This window comes from Mycobacterium sp. E740, assembly GCF_001672895.1.
GTDB lineage: Bacteria > Actinomycetota > Actinomycetes > Mycobacteriales > Mycobacteriaceae > Mycobacterium.
Genome location: NZ_LZKP01000136.1, coordinates 1 through 19,956 on the forward strand (window position 1 = coordinate 1; position 19,956 = coordinate 19,956).

Genomic DNA, 19,956 nt, shown 5'->3' on the forward strand with positions numbered 1-19,956 from the left:
CACCCACGACGACCCGACCTACAGCGTCCACGACACCGCCTTCTACTGCGTCGCGAACATGCCTGGTGCCGTGCCGCCACCACCAGTCCCCCCGTCGCCGGCACCCGCCCGCGTGCTGCCCGTCACCGCCGCCGAACTCGGCGACAGCTGGCGACCGGGGTGTCCACTCGGCCCGACGCAGCTGCGGCGAGTCGAGATCGACCACCTCGGAATGGACGGCCAGATCCACCGCGGAGACCTGATCGTGCACGAAGACCTCGTACCTGAGGTCATCGAGATCTTCGAGCAGCTCCGCCGAATCGGCTATCCCATCGAGAAGATGCGCACACCCGACCATTACCCCGGCGCAGAGGACGAGTTGTCCATGCGCGACAACAACACCTCAGCGTTCAATTGCCGCGGCATTCCAGACTCAGACAACTGGTCCCTGCACGCCTACGGCCGCGCCATTGACATCAATCCGCTCATCAACCCGTACATCGACAGCACGGGCGCATTCGAGCCCGCCAACGCGGCGCCCTACGTCGACCGTGCCCGCACCGACCCGGGCATACTCCACGACGGCGACCCCGCAGTGCGGGTCTTCACCGACCGCGGCTGGACTTGGGGAGGCGACTGGCGCACCCCCAAGGACTATCAACACTTCGAGCTCCCCGAATAACCCGAGCCTGCACTTGTTCGGGGAATCACCGATATTCGCAGGCCAACAGTCCCATCCTGGATTCATGTCGACGAATGCCCCGAACCTCCCCACCGGCTTCGACTTCACCGACCCCGACATCTACGCCCACCGGCTGCCGGTCGAGGAGTTCGCCGAACTGCGTCGCTGCGCGCCGATCTGGTGGAACGAACAGCCCGAAGATGTCGGCGGCTTCGGCGACGGCGGCTACTGGGTCGTGACCAAGCACCGCGACGTCCGCGAAGTGTCGCTGCGCACCGACGTCTTCTCCTCCGCCGCGAAATCCGTGGTGCCCCGCTACAAGGTCACCGGCGGCGGCGGTCAGATCGAAGCGGGCCGCGCGTCGATGATCATGATGGACGACCCCGAGCACACGCGGCTACGCAAGATCGTCTCCCGGGGCTTCACTCCCCGCGCCGTCGAACGGCTCCGAGCCGAGCTGAACCAACGCGCACAGCGCATCGCCGCCCATGCCGCCGAACAAGGTTCCGGCGACTTCGTGCTGCAGGTCGCGCGCGAGCTGCCGCTGCAGGCGATCGCCGGGCTGCTCGGTGTTCCGCTCGAGGACCGCGAGAAGATCTTCGACTGGTCCAACCGCATGATCGGCGACGACGATCCCGAGTTCGCCGAATACGACGCGCTCGGTTCGGCCGCCGAATTGATGTGGTACGCCATGCAACTCGCGCAACGCAAGGCCGAAGACCCCGGCCCCAAAGATCAGGACATCGTGACCACGCTGATCGACGCCGACGCCGACGGCCAGCTCAACGACGCCGAGTTCGGCATGTTCGTCGTCACGCTCGCGATCGCCGGCAACGAGACCAGTCGCAACTCCATCACCCAGGGCATGATGGCGTTCAGCGACTTCCCCGACCAGTGGGAGCTTTTCAAAGCCGAGCGGCCGAAGACCGCTGCCGACGAGATCATTCGCTGGGCGTCGCCGATCACCGCGTTCCAGCGCACGGCGATCGCCGACACCGAACTCTCGGGCGTGCCGATCAAGAAGGGGCAGCGACTCGTGCTGTTCTACCGGTCGGCGAACTTCGACGAAGACGTCTTCGACGATCCGTTCCGCTTCGACATCCGGCGAAGCCCCAACCCGCACTTGAGCTTTGGTGGAACCGGTGCGCACTACTGCATCGGCGCCAACCTCGCGCGAATGACGATCGACCTGATGTTCAACGCGATCGCCGACCACCTACCGGATCTGCAGTCCGCCGGAGAACCGGAACGGCTGCGGTCGAGCATGATCAACGGAATCAAGCACTGGCAGGTCGACTACCACACGCACTAGGAACGTCGTCCCACTCTTACTGTACGACGGAGGGTGGGGCTTGCCGCAAGGCCCCATGCGTGCTGCACAATCTTGCGGCCACGAACCACAACGAACGGAGATTGTCGTGCCGAGCACGCCGAAACCATTCGAAGTCCACGAATCCGGTGCCTATCTACACGGCACCAAAGCCGATCTGTCCGTGGGTGATCTGCTGGTGGCGGGGCGACGGTCGAACTTCGAAGACGGGCGCATCTCGAACCACGTCTACTTCACCCAGACACTCGACGCCGCCGTGTGGGGAGCCGAACTGGCCGCAGGCGAGGGACGCGGCCGCATCTACATCGTCGAACCTCAGGGCCCGGTGGAGGACGACCCGAACGTCACGGACAAGAAGTTCCCCGGAAACCCGACGCGGTCTTACCGCACCCGCGAGCCCGTGAAGATCGCCGGCGAGATCACCGACTGGGTCGGGCATACACCCGAACAGCTGCAAGCCATGCGCGACGGCCTGGCCGACCTGCAGCGCAGGGGACTTGCCGTCATCTACGACTGAACCGCGTCGGGAAGCGCCGAGTACCGGCGCCCGCGCGGCTCGCGCTCCCACAGCACACCCCCACCGGCGGTGACCCCCTCCTGTATCAGTGCCCGTTTGAGGATCTTGTTGGTCGCGGTCTGCGGAAGAACGTCGTTGATGCGCACGTATCGCGGCCATGCCTTCGGCGACAGATCCGGTTGTGCGGCCAGGAATTCGGTGAACCGCTCGGGTGTCAGCGGCTCGTTGAAGACGACGGCCGCCATCACCTGGTCGCCGACGTGTTCGTCTGGCACAGCGTACACCGCGACGAGGTTGATCTCCTTCAGCCGGTGCAGGATTCGCTCGATCGGGCCCGCCGCGAGGTTCTCCCCGTCGACCCGCATCCAGTCCGCCGTGCGGCCCGCCAGGTAGATCCAGCCGTCGGCGTCCTTGTAGGCCAGGTCTCCCGACCAGTACATGCCGTGGCGCATCCGCTCTTCGGTGGCGGCCGCATCGTTGTAGTAGCCGGTGAACCCGCCGACACCATACGTGTTGACCAGCTCGCCGACGGCGTCGTCGAAGTTGGCCAGCGCGCCGTGCTCGTCGAAAACCGCTGTCGCGCACTCGGTCACCGTGTCGGCGCGGTAGACAGCCACGCCGGGATAGCCCTTGCCGATCGAGCCGAGCGGGCAGCCGTCTTCGCGCATCACGACGACCGCGAATTCGCTCGACCCGAAGCTGTCCACGACGCGGCAGTCGAACCGCCGCGCGAACTCGTCGATGTCGCGCTCGGTCGCCTCGTTGCCGAACGCCGCCCGCAGCGGGTTGTCCGCGTCGTCGGGCCGCTCCGGCGTGCCCAACACGAGCGCCAGCGGCTTGCCGACGTAGTTCATGTACGTCGCCCCGTAGCGGCGGACGTCGCCCAGGAAGCGGGTCGGCGAGAACTTCGCCGGCACCATCGTCGCCCCGCACGCGATCGCCACCGCCCAGCCGGCCGCCACGCCATTGGAATGGAACAGCGGCATCGACAGGTAGCACACGTCGTCGGCAGTCAACTCGAACCGGTCCACCAGGCTCGCCCCGCACAACACCGCCATCGCGTGCGCGAACCGCACGGCCTTCGGATCGCCGCTGGTGCCCGACGTGAACAGCATCAGAACCGGGTCCATGCCGGTAACCTCGCGATGCGGCACAAGCGGTTTCGCCTCGCAGGCCGCCTCACGATAGGAAGGCCCGTCGACGTCGATCACCGTCGCACCACCCAGATCGAGGCCGTCGAGCAGCGGCAAGTGGTCATGGTTAGCGAGAACCACCTGACAGTCCGCACACCTGATGTCACCGGCCAGCCCATCACCGCGGCGGGTCGTGTTGATCCCGCACAGCACGTATCCGCCGAGCGCCGCGGCCGCCATCGACCGCAGCATCGCGGGCGTATTGCCCAGCAGCGCGCCGACATGCAGCGGTCGGGATGCATCGGTGAGCGCGATGATCATCGACGCTTCCGCCGCCGCTTCGGCCAGGTGTTCGCGCCACGTCCACGTCCGCTCGCCGTACGCCACCGCGGGGGTGTCGTCGTCCATACGGGTCCGCAGCAGCTGCTGCACGGTCTCAATCATCGGCGGGCCGGTACTTCAGCAGCGTGACGGCCGCGTCGGGGACATCGACGAACACCGGGCGCACCCGCATCCCGATGCGGATGTCCTCGGGTGCGACGTCGACCAGTTCGGTGCTCACCCGCGGGCCCTCGTCCCACTCGACCACCGCGAGCAGTTGCGGCAGTTTGTCCGCCCACGGTGGCCCGGTCGGACGGCGGGCCACGGTGTAGGTGTAGAGCGTTCCGGCACCGTCGATTTCGCGCCATTCGAGATCGTCGGCCAGCGTGCCCGGTGCCAGTGTCCGCGGGTAGAACACGTAGCGGGACGCCGACGGTGAGTACTGGATCAGAATCCGGTGCTCGCGCAATGCATCCCAGAAGGGCTGCGACACCGGCGTCGGCTCCGGCAGCGGCGCGGTCATGTCAGTCGCCTCCCAGGATCAGCGCGACCTGCTCGCTCATGATGCCGCCGGTCCCGGTGACGAACGCGGTGTTGCAGTCGCGGACCTGCGCTGCGCCGGAGCGGCCCATGATCTGGCGGGCGGCGTCGACGACGTGGTGCATTCCGCCCGCCATCCCCGCCTGCCCGTAGGACAACTGGCCGCCCGCGGTGTTGAGCGGAAAGTCGCCGCGGAACGTCAGGTCGTGTTCGGTCAGCCACGTCATGCCCTCACCTTTGCCGCAGAATCCGGCGTCCTCCAACGTCATCAGCACGGTGATGGTGTAGCAGTCGTAGATCGACGCCATGTCGATGTCGGTGCGCTGCAGTCCCGCCATCGTGAATGCGCGGTCGGCCGCCCGGGCGACCGGCGTGTGCATCAGGTCGTCGGCGTAGGTGGGCGTCTTGAACCGGATGTGCTCGCCGAACCCCTTGAGCCACACCGGCCGATGCCGCGATCGGCGCGCGACCTCGGCGTTGGCGATCAGCACTCCGGCGCCGCCCTTCACCCGCATCACGGTCTCCAGCATGTGGATCGGGTCGGCGATCACCGGGCTGTTCAGCACGTCGTCGACGGTGATCGGCTTGCCGTGGAACACCGCACCCGGGTGCGCGCAGGCATTCTCGCGCTGCTGCACCGCGATCCGCGCCAATGCCACTGGGTCGTAGCCGAATTCGAAGCCATAGCGCTGCGCGATCTGCGCATAGGGGCCGTTCTGGCCGACGTTGCCGTACGGGATCTCGAACTCCGCCTGCGGTGAGCCGTAATTGTTGCTCGACGCGCCGTACCAGCCGAGGGTGCGGCCGGGTCGAGTCTCCGAGCGCGGGATCTCGGTCGATCCTGGCATCACGGCGAGCACTGCCTCGCACAGTCCGAGCTCGACCGCCGCGGCGGCACGCCACACCATGCCCGCGGCGGTCGCCCCACCGAGGTCGACGCGGTCACCGAAGTCGAGCGGCAACCCCAGGTACTCCGAAAGCGTGGCGGGAGCGAACATGTCCGACTCGGCGACGCCATGGCACGACAACCCGTTCACCACGGCGGGATTCACGCCGGCGTCCTCGATCACCATCTTGGCCAGCCGCGCGTACTGGTCGAGCGTGAACATCGGCGGTCCGCTCTGCCGCTTCTCGGCGGGGAGTTCGGCGATACCCACGATCGCCGCCTCACCACGCAGGCCGGTCATGCCGAGTCCCGTTGCGGTAGCGCGACTGTCGCGGTGCCCGGCATCAGCACGTCGTCACCGCGCTTGCAAAAGATGTCGAGGTCGACCAGGCCACCTTCCCGCTTGCCGGTGACCACGCCGCCGAACGTCAGCTCCTGGCCGGGATAGGCGACCGCGCGGTTCTGCACCGAAAACGCCACCAGCCGCCCGTCGCCGCCGATCCAGTCGGTCAACGCCCGCGACAGCAGCGCCGCCTGCAGCGGGCCCTGCACCAGCACATCGTCGTAGCCCTCGGTGTCGCGTGCCCACTGCTTGTCGTAGTGGATGCGGTGCCCGTTGTAGGTGGCGGCGCTGAAGAAGAACATCTGCGTCTCGTCGACGGTGATCACCAGCGGTGAAATCGCGTCGCCGGTGTCGACGTCCTCGTAGCGGAGGCTCATGCGGGCCTGGCAATCATCGACGTGGTGGCTTCCGCGAGCAGCTCGCGGTGCTGGTTGCGGTACTCGGCACGCCATGTCACCAGCACGAAATCGCCCGACCGGCCCTGCTTTTCGACGATCGAGTCGACGGTGCGGACCATCTCGACCTCGTCGCCGTGGTAGGCGGGCAGGTGAAACGTGGTGTTCTCGCCGCCGGCCATCCGCCGGGGCGCCCGCGGGAACGCCATGCTGCCGGTGACCGCGCCCGAGGACCCGTCCGAGCGCAGCTCGTCGAGCCGGACCACGCCGAGGATCGCGTACTGCAGGTACAGCGGCGGGCAGATGATGTCGCGATACCCGTGCGCACGGGCGTAGTCGGCGTCGAACCACAGCGGGTTGTGGTCACCGATCGCCGCGGCCCAGCGCTGCCAGTCGCGCCGGTAGACGTCGCCGGTCGCTACCGCGACGACTGTGCCGATCTTGGCCGCCGACTCCGCGTCGATCAGCGTCATCGCTTATCGCCCCAGTTCATCTCGCGCTCAAGCCATTTCGCCGCGATATCCGCTCCTCCGCCGAACGTCGACAACACCCGCGCCCGCGACGAGTACAGGTACAGGCCGGTGTCGACGACGTAACCCATCCCGCCGTGCAGCTGGTGTGCGTCCAACGTGATCTTCTTGACCTCGGCCGCCCGCATCCGCGCGACAGCCGTCTGCCGGGTCGCGGTGTGGCCGCGCCCGATCCAGAACACCGCCGACTGTGCAGCCAGCCGAGCCGCGGCTGACGCGATGTGCATGTCGGCGACCAGATGCTGCGCCGCCTGGAACGACGCGATGGGCCTGCCGAACTGCTCACGCATCGTCGTGTACGCGACGGTGCGGTCGATCACCGCCTCACCAACGCCGACCAGGTCCAGACAGTCAAGCGCCACAATGGCATTCGCCAGACGTCGCAGTGCCTCATCGTCGGCCGGTACCGGTTCGTCGACTGCGACGTCGTCGAGCCGAACCGTGAACGACGGGAACCCGCCCATCAGGGGAGTGGGTTCGACGGCGACGCCCGACGCCGTGGTGTCAACGGCGACCACGCCCGCGTCGGTATGTACGACGATCACGTCGGCCGCGTCGGCGTCGACGACGAAGTCCGCGGCACCGCTCACCCGCCACCCCTCGCCGCAACGGCGGGCTTGCAGCAGCGGTCGGAGGTCCGAACAATCCCGCTGATTGAACAGCGCGAACGTGCCGCGCGCGTCGCCGGACATCAGCCGCGGCAGCCACGACGACGGCACGCCGAGCCACTCGAATGCCAGCGCGGCATACATTGTGCTCTGAACGACTCTGGGACACAGCGCTCTTCCCGCCTCAACGCAGAAGACTCCGGCCGCGGTGAGGCCACCGTCGACGGCCAGGCCCAGCACACCGGCGTCGGCCAGCGCCTTCCACTGCGCTGACGGCTCGAGTTCGGCCGCGAGCACCCCGCGGCACATGGCGGCCAGGTCGCGCTCGTCCTGCGACGGAATCACCCGCATGCCGTCACCGCCCGTACGACGGCATCTTGTGGCCGCGTTGCGCGATCACGTCCCGCAGCACCTCGTTGGTACCGCCGCCGAACCGCATCAGCGGCGACACCCGGTACAGCCGCTCGAAGAACCCGCCGAACGGGGCGCCCGCGCTTCGGTAGGCCATGAGCCCGTCGGGGCCGAGCAGATCGAGCGCGAGATCGGCGATGCGCTGGCGCAATTCGCTGGTGAAGATCTTCTCGACGCTGACCTCAACCGTGGGTATGCGGCCGCTGTCCAGCAGCGAGGCGGCCTCGTAACCCATCAGCGTGGCGACCTCGACGTCGGCCTCGACCGCGGCGAGGCGCCGGCGGAACACCGGGTCGTCAGCGGGCACCGATCCGTCGCGCAGCGAGCTTCCCGCCAACGCAACGAGGTCCTCGACCGCGCGGCGCAGATCGCCCGGCGTGGTCAGCGCGCCGCGTTCGTGGTCCAGCGCGCCGGTGATGTACGTCCAGCCCGCGTTCTCCTCGCCGATCAGGTTCGTCACCGGTATGCGGACGTCGCGGAAGAAAGTCTCGTTGGTGCGGTAGCCCGACCACGCGTACAGCGGGTGGATCTCGATGCCGGGGCTGTCGATCGGCACCATGATCACCGAGATTCCGCGGTGTCGCGGCGCGTCGGGATCGGTGCGCACACACAGCCATTCGTGGGTGGACCGCTGGGCGCCGCTGTTCCAGATCTTCGAGCCGTTGATCACCCACTCGTCACCGTCACGGACCGCACGCGTCCGCAGGCCGGCGAGGTCGGTCCCCGCGTTGGGTTCGGAATAGCCGAGCGCGCAGACGATCTCGCCGCGGGCGATGCCGGGCAGGAACTCTTTCTTGTTCTGCTCGGTGCCGTGCCGCATGATCATCGGCGCCACCGACGTCACCGTCAGGTCCGGCCCGGGCACACCGGCGTACTCGAACTCGCTCATCAGCAGGTGCTGATGGAGGGCGGTGAGGCCGAGCCCGCCGTAGTCCGTCGGCCAGTTCAGGCCGAACCAGCCCTTCTCGCCGATCTTGCGGCGAAACGCTGTGACCTCGCCGCCCTGGTACTCGAGACCGTGCTCGAGGATCTCGGCCTTCAGGGCGGACGTGGCGTGTTCGGCGAGGAACTGCCGCACCTCGGCGACCCACGCGCGCTGCTCGTCGTCGAGCTCGAAGTCCACGCAGGCGACAGTATCGAGAAACTGTCTACCCGGAGGGAAAAGTCGCCGTGCGGAGCGCTACTTCTTGAACGCGTCCTTCACCTTTTCACCGGCGTCCTTGAGGCTCGACTTCGCCTGATCGCCTCGGCCCTCGTTGCGGGTGCTCTCGTCGCCGGTGGCGTTGCCGAGTGCTTCCTTCGCCTTGCCGCCGAGGTCTTCGATCTTGTTCTTGGCTTTGTCCGTTGCGCTCACCGCGATGCTCCTGACTCCTGACGCCGGCCCCACTGGCCGGTCACTTGGTGGGGTGTACCTCGATCGCTCGAAACGGAAACCTGGTCCTCACATCCGGGAGTACCGGGCAAGCGCGAAGCAGTACAGCCCGTACGCCGCGAAACCCGTCGCTGCAGCGATCAAGATCACTGCACCGAAGTCGGTGCGGCCCAGCGCCTTGACCGCCCCGTCGAGGCCCGTCGCCCTGGCGGGATCGCTCAGATACGTCGCTCCCATCACCGAGACGCCGGCCGCACACAGCACCGTCCCCTCCGCGATATGACCGCAGACTCCCAACACGGTGATCAGCCGCCCGCCGGGCCCGGTGAGGTCCTCGAGGAACTTCTTCGACGCGCCCTTGTAGACGAGGTAGCCGCCGATCACGGCGATCACCAACCCCGCGACGACGAGCACCGCCCGCCCGGCCTCGGACTGCATCAGCCGCGCGCTCAACGCCACGGCTCGCTCACTGCCCTGCCGGCCGGCGCCCAGCGCGAACTGGATCGCCGTGACCGCCACTGCGACATACACGATGCAGAGCCCAAAAGCCTTCAGCCGGTTGATGATCGGCGAACGACGTCGATCGGCGTCGGTGCGCTCACCCGGATGCAGGCCCAGCACTGTTTCCGCGAGCCGCCACATCGCGAGTGCGAGCAGCCCACCGGCGATGACCCACAGGGTCGTGGCGCCGCCACCCTCGGCGGCAACCGTCGCCAGCGCGCCCGTCTGGTCGGCCTCGCCACCTTCGCCCACGGCGATGCGCGCGATCATGTACGCCACCAGCAGGTGCAGCAACCCGCTGACCGGGTAACCGGCCCGCGCGATCACCCGGACGACGCGGCTTCCGGTGGCCTCGTTGACGGCACCCTTGAAGCTCATGCCGCCTGCCATTCGGCTGTGGTACCCGACGCTTTTCCTGGCAAAACCGCGCTTAGGCCGCGGTCGGCGCAGGAATTGTGTGATGCTCGATCGATGCGCTCGGTGCCGTTTCGATTCATCGGCCTGCCAGCCGCGTTGACGGCGACGGCCGTCGTCGCCGGTTGCGGCCTAGTCGGGCCGACGCCCACCGAAGAGCCGGCGCAGTCGGGGCGGATCTCGATCGACGGCAAGACGCAGACCACCAAGTCGGTCGAGTGCACGCAGCACGCGTGGGACCTCACGATCGACGCCGCCGCGAACCCCGGCCGCGCCCAAATCTTCCTGCACCTCGGCGGGACGGAGCCGGAAGTCAGGACCGTCAACATCGAGAACATCAACGACATCCACGGCGTCGCCGGCAGCGGCACCGGGAAGGCGCAGGTGTCGATCGACAAGAACGTCTACGTCATCAGCGGCACCGTCGAGGGCTCTGACCACGCACACCCGAGCCAGACCCGGGCCATGCCCTTCGAGATCAAAGCGCCCTGCTAACTCGCGGGCCGCAAATCGACCACGAACGACCGCACTCCCCATACGTTGAGGCCATGTCCCTCATCGATTTGGCGCTGCTACCCGTCCGCATCGGGCTGCGCGCAGCCGGCTCCGTCCTGAAGGCCGTCGCCCCGGACACACCGGCGCCCCCGGAGGACCTGAGAGTCGTCAACGGGATGCCCGAAGGCGTTCCTCCTGCCGCGCTGCGCCCCGAACCGAAACTCCCAGCGCCGGAAGGGTGGCCCTTCGGCGAGGACTTCCCGCGCACCTGTGGTACCGGCCGCTACGGCGGCGGTGCCCTGTTCTGGACCGACTTCCTCTACGACGACCACGGCGCGACCGGCGTGCCGGTCAGCATCCCGACCGGCGGCCTGGTACCGCCGCGCGGCACCTACGTCTATCCCGACGGTCCCGCCGCCCGCAACGGCGCCGACATCTTCCGCGTCGCGATCGGGTTGACCGAGAGCCACACCTGGTGGCGCGTCGATTGGAACACCCTGCTCGACCCGTCAATCCCCGTCGCGCTCTTCACCTTCGACACCAACCGGGCGGCAGCGCCCACCAACAAGTGGCCTGCCGGCGCCGGCGTCACGTCCGCCGGGATCGACATGGCTCTGCTCATCTCCGGCAACGGCGCACAGCTGATCGACCTCGCCACGCAGACGTCGACCGCGGTCACCCACACCGTCGACATGCAGTCACGGTCCTTCCTTGCCCGAGTGCCCCGCGCGCTCGTCGAACCGACAGGCACATGGACCGTCCGGTTGGCCGCCGGGCTGGCGAACGACGCGGGCGACGGTTTCGCCGACGTCCCACTCACCCGCGGGGCGCGGCCCGGCCAACCGAACGTCTACAACGTCGCCTTCCGAACCCACGAGCAGGAGAAGGCGCACCTGAATTTTTGGTCCGATCAGGCGCAGGCCGCCGCGCTCACCGACGGTGACGTGACCGAGTTCTCGCTGCCGGTCGCCTGGGATCAGCTCGCCGAGCGCCGCACCACCGACGAGCCGATCGTGCGCGGCGCGTCCACCCGCTGGTACGTCTCGTCGATCGACCTGGGCCAGGGCGTCGCCGACACCCACATCCTGAGCACCGATCCGCAGTTCCTGGGTCGCGTGCAGCCGTACTCGGTGTGCCTGCCGTCGACCTACGCACCCGGCCGCGCATTGCCACTGACGTTGCTGCTGCACTCACTTGCGTTGGGGCAGAACCAGTTCGCCGCCATCGATCCGCGGCTGCTGCACCAGATCTGCGAGGACCGGGAGTCTGTGGTGGTGACGCCGCTGGCCCGCGGACCGTCGTGCTGGTACTTCGACGAGGGAGAACTCGACGTCTGGGAGGTGTGGGCGCGGGTGGCCGAACAGCTCGGCACCGACCCCAACCGCACAGTCGTGTCGGGCTATTCGATGGGCGGCTACGCGGCGTACAAATTCGGGCTGACGTACCCGCAGGTGTTCGCCCAGGCCGTCGTGCTGGCTGGGCCGCCCGTCTGCGGGGTGCGGCTGCTGCCCAACGTCGACGTGCCCGGCAACCTGGATTTCGACTCGCACTGCGCCCGCGAGGGTGATACGTGGGAACTGCTGCCCAACGCGCGATGGCTGCCGTTCGTGATCGCCCACGGTGTGCTCGACCAGTTGGTGCCGATCACCTCGGTGCTGTCTCAGGTGCTCGAACTGGACCGGCTGGGCTACCGCTACCGGTTCTGCGTCTATCCGTTCGAGGACCACATCACCTGGCTGCTCGACGACGAGTTCGACGATGCGATCGCGCACATGGGTACCGGGCTGCGTCAGGGCGACCCCGGCCACATCACCTACTCGTGGTATCCGCAGCTGGTGCGCCCCGACCTCGGTATCGGGCCGCATCGGGTCTGGTGGTTGTCGAACCTGGTGGCCGACGCCGATTTCGCAAGCAGACGCGGCGCCGTGGCGTCGGTCAACGCGCGCTCGTATGCGCATCCGGACCCGTCGCGTACGATCCGGCGCCACCGCGGTGTCGAACCCGACCTCGACCTCTCCCCCGGTCTGTACACCGAATTGGTCTGGCGCACAGGCGCTCCCGTCGACCCGATACCGTTCCTGACGCTGAAGCTGACCGGCGTCGCGGGCATCACCGTTGACGTCGCCAGGGCCGGGCTGGCGGCGTTGCACACCTCGACCATCGACGTCTCGACCGACACTCCTGCGCGGGTCGAACTCGCAGCGCTGCCAACCGATGTGGCGGTGTTGCTCGACGGTCGACCGAGCGGCCCGCTGGTGCAGGTGCCCGTCGGTCGGCACACCATCGCGCTGACCAGCGCGGCAGTGCCGTCCAAGGATGTGATGACCGCGCTGTTGCGCCAGTAGGACTTTCCTCAGGCGATGAGCTCGACTTCGCATTCGACGCGCGGCGCTCGAGCGAGACGTGCATCGGCCGTGACGAAGACGACGCCCATTGCTTCGGCAAGCGCGACATACGCTGCGTCGTACGCGGTGACAGAATGACGCAGCTTCCATATCCGGTCGAGCAAGGGTCGGTGCGGCGCCCGCAACAGCGGCAACTCGCCCAGATCTGTCAGCGCGGCGGTGGCACGACGCGCAGTCAACAGCTTCGCGGCGACGTGTCGGCGCCATACGGACACGACTTCGAGATCGACTATCTCCGGCGCAGCCAGCCTCTCCCCGGCCAGGCGCTGCCGGGCGAACTGTCCATCGGCCCCGTCATCACCCAGCGCCACCGCTAGGACGCTCGCATCAACGACGATCACGTTCTGCCCGCAGGCCAGTGACTGCTGTCGTGAACGACACCTTGCCGCCGCGACGCCCATCGGCGCGCTCGAGGACTTCGTCGATGGTCGGCTGGCTGGCGTCGGCGATCAGACGACTGAGAAGGTACTCCTGTAGTGACTGATGCGCTCGGGCGGCGCGTTCACGCAGCACACGGTGCGTGCCCTCCGGCACATCCTTGATCTGAACGCTCGGCATGGCGCCATTCTGGCGCCGCTGGCGCCATATAGCAAGTAACTTCGTTCAGCAGTGGGCGAGCAGCTCGCTCAGCTCGTCATCGAAGCGATCGGCCAGATCCCACAAGTCCCGCACCAGCTTTCGGCACGAGATGATCCCGACATTGAGCTTGCCGCTCAGCGACAGCACCGTGATGTTCAGGCCGGAGCCGTGGAAGATCGGACCGAGCGGATACAGCGATTTCATCTCGGCGCCCATCGCGTACACAGTCATCTGCGGACCCGCGACATTCGAGATCACCACGTTGTGGATCGCGGTGTGCTTGAGCGGGGTGTGTGACATCACCTCCATCGCCACGCCGAACAGCGGCGGCGGCAGTGCCTGAGTCACGTCGGCCAGCAGCGTCGGGGCGATCGCCGAACTGTGTTCCTTGGCGCGCACATTCGATTCGGCGATGACCCGCAATCGCTCGACCGGATCCTCGATGTGGGTCTGCAGGTTGCTGAAAAAGCCCGAAAGCTGGTTGCGGCCAGGCCGATCGGACTTGTCGTGCACCGACGCGGGCACCACCGCGATCAGCGGCTTGCCCGGCAGCTCGCCACGCTTCTCCAGGTATCCGCGCAACGCGCCGGCGCACAGCGCCATCACCACATCGTTGACTTTGACGTCGAAGTGATCCTTGATCCGCTTGACGTCGTCGAGCTCCAACTGCGCGAGTGCGATCGTGCGGTCGGAGGTGATCTCGGCGTTGAACACCGTCGCAGGCGCCTTGAACGGAGCGGCCATCGCCTTACCGCTGCGCGCGCGGGTGATCGTGCTCATCACCGTCGACAACGTCGCGGGCACCACCCGAGCTAACTGCAACGGACGGGTGAGCGAGCGCATGAAACCGCCCGCGGCGATCTCCCACCGCGTCGCGCTGCCGAGACCGTCGACCGAATCCGGTGGCGGAGCGTCGGGCTCCACGTCGCACAGCTTGCTGATCAGGTTGGCCGCCGAGACGCCATCGACCGCCGCGTGATGCACCTTGATCATCAGCCCGATCGTGCCGCCGTCCTGCGGATCGGTACCGTCGACGCCCTCGATCACCCACATCTCCCACAGCGGCTTGCTGCGGTCCAGCGCAGAGGACGCGATCCGCCCGCACACCTCGGTCAGCTCGGTGCGCCCGCCCGGCGCCGGCAGCGCGATGCGGTGCAGGTGATACGACAGATCCAGATCGTCGTCCTCGACCCAGACGGGATGGTCCAGATTCAGCTGGCTGTTCGCGAGTTTCGCCCGTAGCTCCGGCAGCGCTTTCAGCCGCGAGGCCAAGTGGTCACGCACGCGGTCGAAGCTGTACCCGTCGGGCATCGTGCGGGTGTCCAGCTCGGCGATCGAACACACATTCAGCGGCACGCTGGATGATTCGCTGTACAACATACTGGCGTCGAAGGCGCTCAGCCGTTCCATCCAGACCACGTACCCGAGTTGACAGTCGCGTAAAACTTCAGGCGGCCTCCGTCGAGGTCAGCTCTGCTCTGCAGCCTGCGGTGCGTGCCGGGCGACAGTGGCGTCCATCGCCTCGCGCAGTGCCGGAATCTCGTTGAGCAGGCGGTCGAGGTCGTCACGGTCGATGTGCAGCACCTCGGCGCGCCCCGTCGTCGTCACGGTCGCGTTGCGCAGCGAGCCGCGACGGAGCACGGACTCACCGATGACTTCGCCGGGACCGACCAGGGCGATGCGGTCGTTGCCGACGTACACCCCGACCTCCCCGGATAGCAGGATGTAGCAGGCGTCCGACGGTGTCTGCTCGCGAATCAACGGCCATGGCTTCGACGTCGAAGTACGATGCGCCGCTTGGACGAGACGCTTGAGGTCGGCATCGGAGAACTTCGCGAAGGTGTCGAATTCGCGGAGTCGCTGGGCGTCCTGTTCGACTTCCTGCGCGCGGGCCTCAGCACTCGCGCGGGCGTATCTGCGGTTGTCCATGGTGGTCTCCCAATCCGCCATATCCCCCTGACACCCGGGAGCCTAGCGAAACGCCGCCGCTTCTACGCCGAAACGGACAGGTCAGCGGTTCGCCGAGCCATACTCCAGCGCAGGTTCCGCGGAATCCACCTTTCCGTGGCTGGAGATCGTGAGCATGCCGGGTTGCACGTCGTAGCGCGCGCCGTCCGCCGGGTTGGTGGCGACGAAGCCGGCGCCCGACGGCTGGGCGTTGGCCAGTTGCACGTTGGCGCCGTCGCGAAGCCGCTCACCGCGATACTGGTAGCGGCCCGGATCCGTCTCGCAGATCACCGCCAGCGACTGCGCGGTCCTGATCACCGCCGCCGGTGTGTCGCCGGCGTCGCAGCGGGCAGTGTGCCCGACGAAGCCTTGCGAGTCAGTGCCTGACACGCCCGCGATCGGTGCGCCACTGGTCGTCGGCGACGTTGACGTCGTGGTCGTAGGGGTCGTGGAGGGAGTCGTCGTCTCGGTCGTGGACGGAGCCGTCTCCGTCGTCGTCGACGGCGGCGCCGCGACCGGCGTCTGAGGCACCGTGCCGCCTCTGTGGTTGCCGAACGCCAACACCAACGCGAGCACCGCCGCGGCGGTGAACAGGACGATGGTCGCTGCGATCAGCCCGACCTGCGCCGGACCGAACCGCTGCTTACGGCTCGTCGGCCGCGGCGGCACTGGCGCGTACGCCGGCCGATAGCCGGTGCGGGCGGGGTTCGGGTCGACCGTCGAGAACTGCCGTGTCGACGGCGCCGATTGCGGAGGCGGTATGACCGGTGCCTCGGCGGCTGTGGCGGCGGCAGCGGCAGCGGCAGCGGCCTTCGCCAGCTCACCCGCCGTCGCGAATCTGTCCGTCGGCTTCTTGGCCATTCCGCGCGCGATGACGTCGTCGAAGGCTCGGCTGATTCCTCTGCGCATGATGCTCGGCCGCGGCGGCGGGGAGAACAGGTGCGCCCCCATGACCTCCCGCAGGTCGCCGGAGTCGAACGGCGCACGACCGGTCAGGCACTCGTAGAGCAGGCAGGTCAACGAGTAGACGTCGGAGGCGGGACCGCCGCGCTCGCCGCTGATGCGCTCAGGCGCCATGTACGCGCACGAGCCGATCACCAGCCCGGTCTTGGTCACCGCCGCTTCCCCACCGCCGTGGGCGATGCCGAAGTCGACCAGATACGCGAAGTCGTCGGCGGTGAGTAGTACGTTCTCGGGCTTGATGTCGCGGTGCACGAGACCGTTGGCGTGTGCATCGTCCAACGCCGCGGCCACCTGCGTGATGATCGACACGACGCGGGTCGCCGGCAGTGCGCCCTCGTTTCGCAGCAGCTGCTTGAGGCTCACCCCGTCGACCAGGCGCATGTCGATGTAGAGCGTTCCGTCGATGTCGCCGAAATCGTGCACCGGGATGACGTGCGGTTCCTGCAGCCGCGCGGCAACGCGCGACTCGCGCCGGAAGCGTTCCTGGAAATTGGGGTCGGCTGCCATATCGGGACGTAGGAGCTTGAGCGCGACCGGCCGCTCCTTTGCGGTGTCGTACGCGCGGTACACCTCGCCCATGCCGCCGACGCCGATCAGCGATTCCAGCTCGTACGGCCCGAATCGCGTGCCCAGCCGAGAGCCCTTCGCGGAGCTCACATGTAGTCCTTCCTCTTTCGACGTCAGCGCAGCAGTCGATAGTGTTCCCGCAACCCGCTGTTGCCTAACCCGCCGGCGCGCATGCGCTCCGATGTCGCAGCAGCACAGTCGAATTCCTGAGGTACAGGCTACCGATCGTTCACGTTCCCGCTGAACTTGATCGTGACCTCGTCGGCGACCTTCATCGCGCCCATGAACATGGAATACGGCTTCAGGCCGAAGTCAGAGTGCCGCACGTCGGCTTCACATGAGATGTGCCACATCTCTTTTGTGTTCGTGGTCACCACCTCGACCACCTGCTCACGGGTAGTCCCGTGAATACTCAGTTGGCCGTTGAGCCGATATCCGTCGTCGTTCTTCTCGATGTCATCGGTTTCGAAGGTGATCGTCGGAAACCGCTTCGCATCGAGCACTTTCAATGCATTCGATCGCGCGAGCGCCTTCTCGGGTCCGGTCAACGGCGTGACGCCGCCCTCGCCGCTGAGCACCTCGAGCGAGTCCACTTCGATGTCCAGTGTCACCCGCGTCGGTTCGCCGTCCACCCACTCGACCGTGGCGTGCCACGCGTTCATGGCGATGGTCAGGCGGTGGCCCATCTTGGCGGCGCGGCCCTGGACGCCGGTGCGGATCGTGAGTTCACCGTCGGACTGGTCCAGCTTCCAGGTTTCTGTAGGCATGCGGTCCATTGTGGGGGGCTGTATTGAGTCGCGGCGTCCAGGGCGGAACCGTTGTGCCCGCCTCTGAGCGACAAACCGCGGCGGGGTCAGTGGCGCGCGATTCGTATCTATGAGTCTTGTCGCTCAGAGGTGGGCAAATCTGCTACTGCTCCTGCCGCTGCCTGATGCGGCCCACCCCGTTTCACCACGTGCGACGCGGGTATCTGCCCACGATGGAGTCAGCCCACTTCAGCGACATCAACGTGTCGGTCGACGGCACCCGGCACTCGATCCACATCGACAACCGCACGACTGTGCTCGACCTGCTGCGCGAACACCTCGGCGTCACTGCCCCGAAGAAGGGCTGCGACCACGGCCAGTGCGGATCCTGCACCGTCCTGCTCGACGGCAGGCGCGTGACCACCTGCCTGGCCTTCGCCGTCGCCCACGACGGCGCCGAGATCGTCACGGCTGCCGGCCTCGGCGATGCCGGCGCGCTGCATCCCGTCGCGCAAGCCTTCCTCGACCACGACGGCTTCCAGTGCGGCTACTGCACGCCCGGCCAGATCTGCTCGGCCGTCGGCATGCTCGACGAAGTGAAGGCCGGCTCCCCCAGCCATGTCACCGAAGACCTCGAAGCGCCACCGGAACTTTCCGACGACGAGATCCGCGAACGCATGAGCGGCAACCTCTGCCGCTGCGCCGCTTATCCCAACATCGTCGCCGCGATCAGTGAGGCCGCGCGGTGATCCCGTTCGACTACCACCGCGCCACCAGCATCGCAGACGCGGTCACCGCTGTCGCCGACCGTCCGGACGCCGTGTTCCTCGCCGGGGGAACCAATCTCGTCGACCACATGAAACTCGGGATCGTCGAGCCGTCGCTCGTCGTGGACGTCGGGCACCTGCCGCTCGCCGACGTCGACCAGCTGCCCGACGGCTCGCTGCGCGTCGGCGCCGACGTCCGCAACAGTGACCTCGCCGCGCATCCGGTGGTGCGCAGCCGCTATCCGGTTCTGGCCCGGGCGTTGCTTTCCGCCGCGTCGGGACAGCTCCGCAATCTGGCGACCACTGCGGGAAACCTGTTGCAGCGCACCCGATGTGTGTACTTCCAGGACATCACCACCCCGTGCAACAAGCGCACTCCCGGCGAGGGATGCTCGGCCATCGGCGGCTATGTCCGCTACCACGCGATCCTCGGCGCATCCGAACACTGTGTCGCTGTGCACCCGTCGGACATGGCCGTCGCGATGACTGCGCTCGACGCGGTGGTCGTCTACCACGACGCCGACGGCGAACACCGTGTGCCGCTCACCGATTTTCACCGCCTGCCCGGTAACCGTCCCGACCGAGACACCGAACTGCCGCCCGGCGCGCTGATCACCGCCGTCGAGATTCCACCGCCGCCGGACGGCGCCCGCTCGACCTACCGCAAGGTGCGCGACCGCGCCTCCTACGCGTTCGCGCTGACGTCGGTGGCCGCCGAAGCCGTCGTCGACGACGGCACGGTCACCTCCGCGCGCATCGCACTCGGCGGCGTCGCGCACAAGCCGTGGCGCGCTCGCCGGGCCGAGAAGGTGCTCACGGGGCAGCCCGCCACCGAAGAGAGCTTTTTTGCGGCGGCGAACTCCGAACTCCAGGAGGCGAAACCACTGCCAGGAAACGAGTTCAAGGTCGAACTCACCCGCCGCACCATCGCCGCCACGCTGACCGCGCTGGCCGAAGGAGCACAGCGATGACCACCTTGGAGCCCCATGTCATCGGCACCGCTGTCACACGCCTCGACGGCCCGGCGAAGGTCACCGGCACCGCTGCGTACGCGTTCGAGTACGACGTCGAGAATCCGCTCTATCTGCACCCGATCCAGGCCGCCGTCGCCAGAGGGCGCATCACCGCGATGGACACCTCTGCAGCTGAGGTGATCGACGGGGTTCTCGCTGTGCTCACCGTGTTCGACGCGCCTCGACTGGCCGACACCTCCAACGGCGACATCGCCGTCCTGCAAGACGACAAGGTGCACTACCGCGGTCAGTTGATCGGCGGCGTGATCGCCGAGAGTGCCGAAACCGCCCGTGAGGCAGCGGCACTCGTGCGCGTCGAATACGACGATGCGGTCCACGACGTTGAGCTGCGCAGCGCGGCGTCGGCGTCACCGTCGGTGGTGTCGGTCGGAAAGCCCGCGTTGACCTCCTCGGGCGCGTACAGGTTCGGGTGATCGCTGCGCAGCTCAACGTCGTGGACCGCATCGTCGTATTCGACGCGCACGAGTGCCGCTGCCTCACGGGCGGTTTAC

The 19,956-nt window shown here is 67.4% G+C and carries 23 protein-coding genes; 8 read left to right on the forward strand and 15 right to left on the reverse strand.

The window, feature by feature from the left end:
• The 3 genes from A5663_RS12935 to arr form a co-directional block, all read left to right on the forward strand.
• On the forward strand, positions 1-661 hold a 661-nt coding region (locus tag A5663_RS12935; RefSeq protein ID WP_156744469.1), incomplete at its 5' end, for a M15 family metallopeptidase.
• Positions 662-725: 64 nt separating this feature from the next.
• A complete protein-coding gene (locus tag A5663_RS12940; protein ID WP_068149229.1) occupies positions 726-1,973 on the forward strand; it encodes a cytochrome P450 in 1,248 nt (415 codons plus the stop codon).
• 106 nt (positions 1,974-2,079) lie between these two features.
• Positions 2,080-2,508 (forward strand): NAD(+)--rifampin ADP-ribosyltransferase, encoded by a 429-nt coding sequence (arr, locus tag A5663_RS12945; protein WP_068149231.1) that lies wholly within the window; start codon positions 2,080-2,082, stop codon positions 2,506-2,508.
• On the opposite strand, the gene fadD1 is transcribed toward arr, so the two are convergent.
• The 9 genes from fadD1 to A5663_RS12990 form a co-directional block, all read right to left on the reverse strand.
• The gene (gene fadD1 / locus A5663_RS12950; RefSeq protein ID WP_068149233.1) at positions 2,499-4,085 is read right to left on the reverse strand and encodes a fatty-acid--CoA ligase FadD1; all 1,587 of its coding nucleotides are present in this window, start codon (positions 4,083-4,085) and stop codon (positions 2,499-2,501) included. The two genes, arr and fadD1, sit on opposite strands and share 10 nt — an antisense overlap.
• Positions 4,078-4,485 carry a Zn-ribbon domain-containing OB-fold protein gene (locus A5663_RS12955; protein ID WP_068149235.1) on the reverse strand — a complete coding sequence of 136 codons (408 nt, stop codon included), beginning with the start codon at positions 4,483-4,485 and terminating at the stop codon, positions 4,078-4,080. The genes fadD1 and A5663_RS12955 overlap by 8 nt, the downstream gene beginning before the upstream one ends.
• Position 4,486: 1 nt before the next feature.
• Positions 4,487-5,689 (reverse strand): thiolase family protein, encoded by a 1,203-nt coding sequence (locus tag A5663_RS12960; protein WP_068149238.1) that lies wholly within the window; start codon positions 5,687-5,689, stop codon positions 4,487-4,489.
• Positions 5,686-6,108, reverse strand: a complete 423-nt coding sequence (locus tag A5663_RS12965) for a MaoC family dehydratase (protein ID WP_068149246.1) — start codon at positions 6,106-6,108, stop codon at positions 5,686-5,688. The genes A5663_RS12960 and A5663_RS12965 overlap by 4 nt, the downstream gene beginning before the upstream one ends.
• A complete protein-coding gene (locus A5663_RS12970) occupies positions 6,105-6,599 on the reverse strand; it encodes a MaoC family dehydratase N-terminal domain-containing protein (protein WP_068149247.1) in 495 nt (164 codons plus the stop codon). Before A5663_RS12970 ends, A5663_RS12965 begins: the two co-directional genes overlap by 4 nt.
• On the reverse strand, positions 6,596-7,615 hold the full coding sequence (locus A5663_RS12975; RefSeq protein WP_068149250.1) for an acyl-CoA dehydrogenase family protein: 1,020 nt from the start codon (positions 7,613-7,615) through the stop codon (positions 6,596-6,598). Before A5663_RS12975 ends, A5663_RS12970 begins: the two co-directional genes overlap by 4 nt.
• Before the next feature lie 4 nt (positions 7,616-7,619).
• Positions 7,620-8,798, reverse strand: coding sequence for an acyl-CoA dehydrogenase family protein (locus A5663_RS12980; protein ID WP_068149264.1), 1,179 nt, complete (start codon positions 8,796-8,798; stop codon positions 7,620-7,622).
• A 57-nt stretch (positions 8,799-8,855) separates the two neighbouring features.
• Complete coding sequence (locus A5663_RS12985) at positions 8,856-9,029, reverse strand: CsbD family protein (protein WP_068149271.1); 174 nt, start codon at positions 9,027-9,029, stop codon at positions 8,856-8,858.
• Positions 9,030-9,116: 87 nt separating this feature from the next.
• Positions 9,117-9,938 (reverse strand): DUF1206 domain-containing protein, encoded by an 822-nt coding sequence (locus A5663_RS12990; protein WP_231976771.1) that lies wholly within the window; start codon positions 9,936-9,938, stop codon positions 9,117-9,119.
• 90 nt (positions 9,939-10,028) lie between these two features.
• On the opposite strand from A5663_RS12990, the gene A5663_RS12995 reads away from it, so the two are divergent.
• The gene (locus A5663_RS12995) at positions 10,029-10,457 is read left to right on the forward strand and encodes a lipoprotein LpqH (RefSeq protein ID WP_231976772.1); all 429 of its coding nucleotides are present in this window, start codon (positions 10,029-10,031) and stop codon (positions 10,455-10,457) included.
• A gap of 53 nt (positions 10,458-10,510) precedes the next feature.
• The gene (locus A5663_RS13000) at positions 10,511-12,802 is read left to right on the forward strand and encodes an alpha/beta hydrolase-fold protein (protein ID WP_068149279.1); all 2,292 of its coding nucleotides are present in this window, start codon (positions 10,511-10,513) and stop codon (positions 12,800-12,802) included.
• A gap of 8 nt (positions 12,803-12,810) precedes the next feature.
• On the opposite strand, the gene A5663_RS13005 is transcribed toward A5663_RS13000, so the two are convergent.
• From A5663_RS13005 to A5663_RS13030, 6 genes are all read right to left on the reverse strand, one after another.
• Entirely contained in the window at positions 12,811-13,263 is a 453-nt protein-coding gene (locus tag A5663_RS13005; protein WP_231976773.1) for a type II toxin-antitoxin system VapC family toxin, read from the reverse strand.
• Positions 13,190-13,420 (reverse strand): hypothetical protein, encoded by a 231-nt coding sequence (locus A5663_RS13010; RefSeq protein ID WP_068149285.1) that lies wholly within the window; start codon positions 13,418-13,420, stop codon positions 13,190-13,192. Before A5663_RS13010 ends, A5663_RS13005 begins: the two co-directional genes overlap by 74 nt.
• 45 nt (positions 13,421-13,465) lie before the next feature.
• Complete coding sequence (locus tag A5663_RS13015) at positions 13,466-14,851, reverse strand: wax ester/triacylglycerol synthase family O-acyltransferase (RefSeq protein WP_068149287.1); 1,386 nt, start codon at positions 14,849-14,851, stop codon at positions 13,466-13,468.
• Positions 14,852-14,908: 57 nt separating this feature from the next.
• Positions 14,909-15,370 (reverse strand): Crp/Fnr family transcriptional regulator, encoded by a 462-nt coding sequence (locus A5663_RS13020; RefSeq protein WP_068149305.1) that lies wholly within the window; start codon positions 15,368-15,370, stop codon positions 14,909-14,911.
• A gap of 81 nt (positions 15,371-15,451) precedes the next feature.
• The gene (locus tag A5663_RS13025) at positions 15,452-17,008 is read right to left on the reverse strand and encodes a serine/threonine-protein kinase (RefSeq protein ID WP_068149289.1); all 1,557 of its coding nucleotides are present in this window, start codon (positions 17,006-17,008) and stop codon (positions 15,452-15,454) included.
• A gap of 128 nt (positions 17,009-17,136) precedes the next feature.
• Positions 17,137-17,685, reverse strand: coding sequence for a YceI family protein (locus A5663_RS13030; protein WP_068149306.1), 549 nt, complete (start codon positions 17,683-17,685; stop codon positions 17,137-17,139).
• A 212-nt stretch (positions 17,686-17,897) separates the two neighbouring features.
• On the opposite strand from A5663_RS13030, the gene A5663_RS13035 reads away from it, so the two are divergent.
• The 3 genes from A5663_RS13035 to A5663_RS13045 are packed head-to-tail and all read left to right on the forward strand — an operon-like array spanning position 17,898 to position 19,878.
• A complete protein-coding gene (locus A5663_RS13035) occupies positions 17,898-18,413 on the forward strand; it encodes a 2Fe-2S iron-sulfur cluster-binding protein (protein WP_068149293.1) in 516 nt (171 codons plus the stop codon).
• A complete protein-coding gene (locus A5663_RS13040; RefSeq protein WP_068149296.1) occupies positions 18,410-19,402 on the forward strand; it encodes a xanthine dehydrogenase family protein subunit M in 993 nt (330 codons plus the stop codon). The genes A5663_RS13035 and A5663_RS13040 overlap by 4 nt, the downstream gene beginning before the upstream one ends.
• A complete protein-coding gene (locus A5663_RS13045; RefSeq protein WP_068149303.1) occupies positions 19,399-19,878 on the forward strand; it encodes a hypothetical protein in 480 nt (159 codons plus the stop codon). Before A5663_RS13040 ends, A5663_RS13045 begins: the two co-directional genes overlap by 4 nt.
• The last annotated feature ends 78 nt before the right edge of the window (positions 19,879-19,956 follow it).

What these genes read in the sequence shown, in the direction of transcription:
- A5663_RS12940 (WP_068149229.1), top strand. Translation starts at nt 726, where the DNA reads ATGTCGACGAATGCCCCGAACCTCCCCACCGGCTTCGACTTCACCGAC.
- fadD1 (WP_068149233.1), bottom strand. Translation starts at nt 4,085, where the DNA reads ATGATTGAGACCGTGCAGCAGCTGCTGCGGACCCGTATGGACGACGAC.
- A5663_RS12955 (WP_068149235.1), bottom strand. Translation starts at nt 4,485, where the DNA reads ATGACCGCGCCGCTGCCGGAGCCGACGCCGGTGTCGCAGCCCTTCTGG.
- A5663_RS12960 (WP_068149238.1), bottom strand. Translation starts at nt 5,689, where the DNA reads ATGACCGGCCTGCGTGGTGAGGCGGCGATCGTGGGTATCGCCGAACTC.
- A5663_RS12965 (WP_068149246.1), bottom strand. Translation starts at nt 6,108, where the DNA reads ATGAGCCTCCGCTACGAGGACGTCGACACCGGCGACGCGATTTCACCG.
- A5663_RS12970 (WP_068149247.1), bottom strand. Translation starts at nt 6,599, where the DNA reads ATGACGCTGATCGACGCGGAGTCGGCGGCCAAGATCGGCACAGTCGTC.
- A5663_RS12975 (WP_068149250.1), bottom strand. Translation starts at nt 7,615, where the DNA reads ATGCGGGTGATTCCGTCGCAGGACGAGCGCGACCTGGCCGCCATGTGC.
- A5663_RS12990 (WP_231976771.1), bottom strand. Translation starts at nt 9,938, where the DNA reads ATGGCAGGCGGCATGAGCTTCAAGGGTGCCGTCAACGAGGCCACCGGA.
- A5663_RS13000 (WP_068149279.1), top strand. Translation starts at nt 10,511, where the DNA reads ATGTCCCTCATCGATTTGGCGCTGCTACCCGTCCGCATCGGGCTGCGC.
- A5663_RS13005 (WP_231976773.1), bottom strand. Translation starts at nt 13,263, where the DNA reads ATGGGCGTCGCGGCGGCAAGGTGTCGTTCACGACAGCAGTCACTGGCC.
- A5663_RS13010 (WP_068149285.1), bottom strand. Translation starts at nt 13,420, where the DNA reads ATGCCGAGCGTTCAGATCAAGGATGTGCCGGAGGGCACGCACCGTGTG.
- A5663_RS13015 (WP_068149287.1), bottom strand. Translation starts at nt 14,851, where the DNA reads ATGGAACGGCTGAGCGCCTTCGACGCCAGTATGTTGTACAGCGAATCA.
- A5663_RS13020 (WP_068149305.1), bottom strand. Translation starts at nt 15,370, where the DNA reads ATGGACAACCGCAGATACGCCCGCGCGAGTGCTGAGGCCCGCGCGCAG.
- A5663_RS13030 (WP_068149306.1), bottom strand. Translation starts at nt 17,685, where the DNA reads ATGCCTACAGAAACCTGGAAGCTGGACCAGTCCGACGGTGAACTCACG.
- A5663_RS13035 (WP_068149293.1), top strand. Translation starts at nt 17,898, where the DNA reads ATGGAGTCAGCCCACTTCAGCGACATCAACGTGTCGGTCGACGGCACC.
- A5663_RS13045 (WP_068149303.1), top strand. Translation starts at nt 19,399, where the DNA reads ATGACCACCTTGGAGCCCCATGTCATCGGCACCGCTGTCACACGCCTC.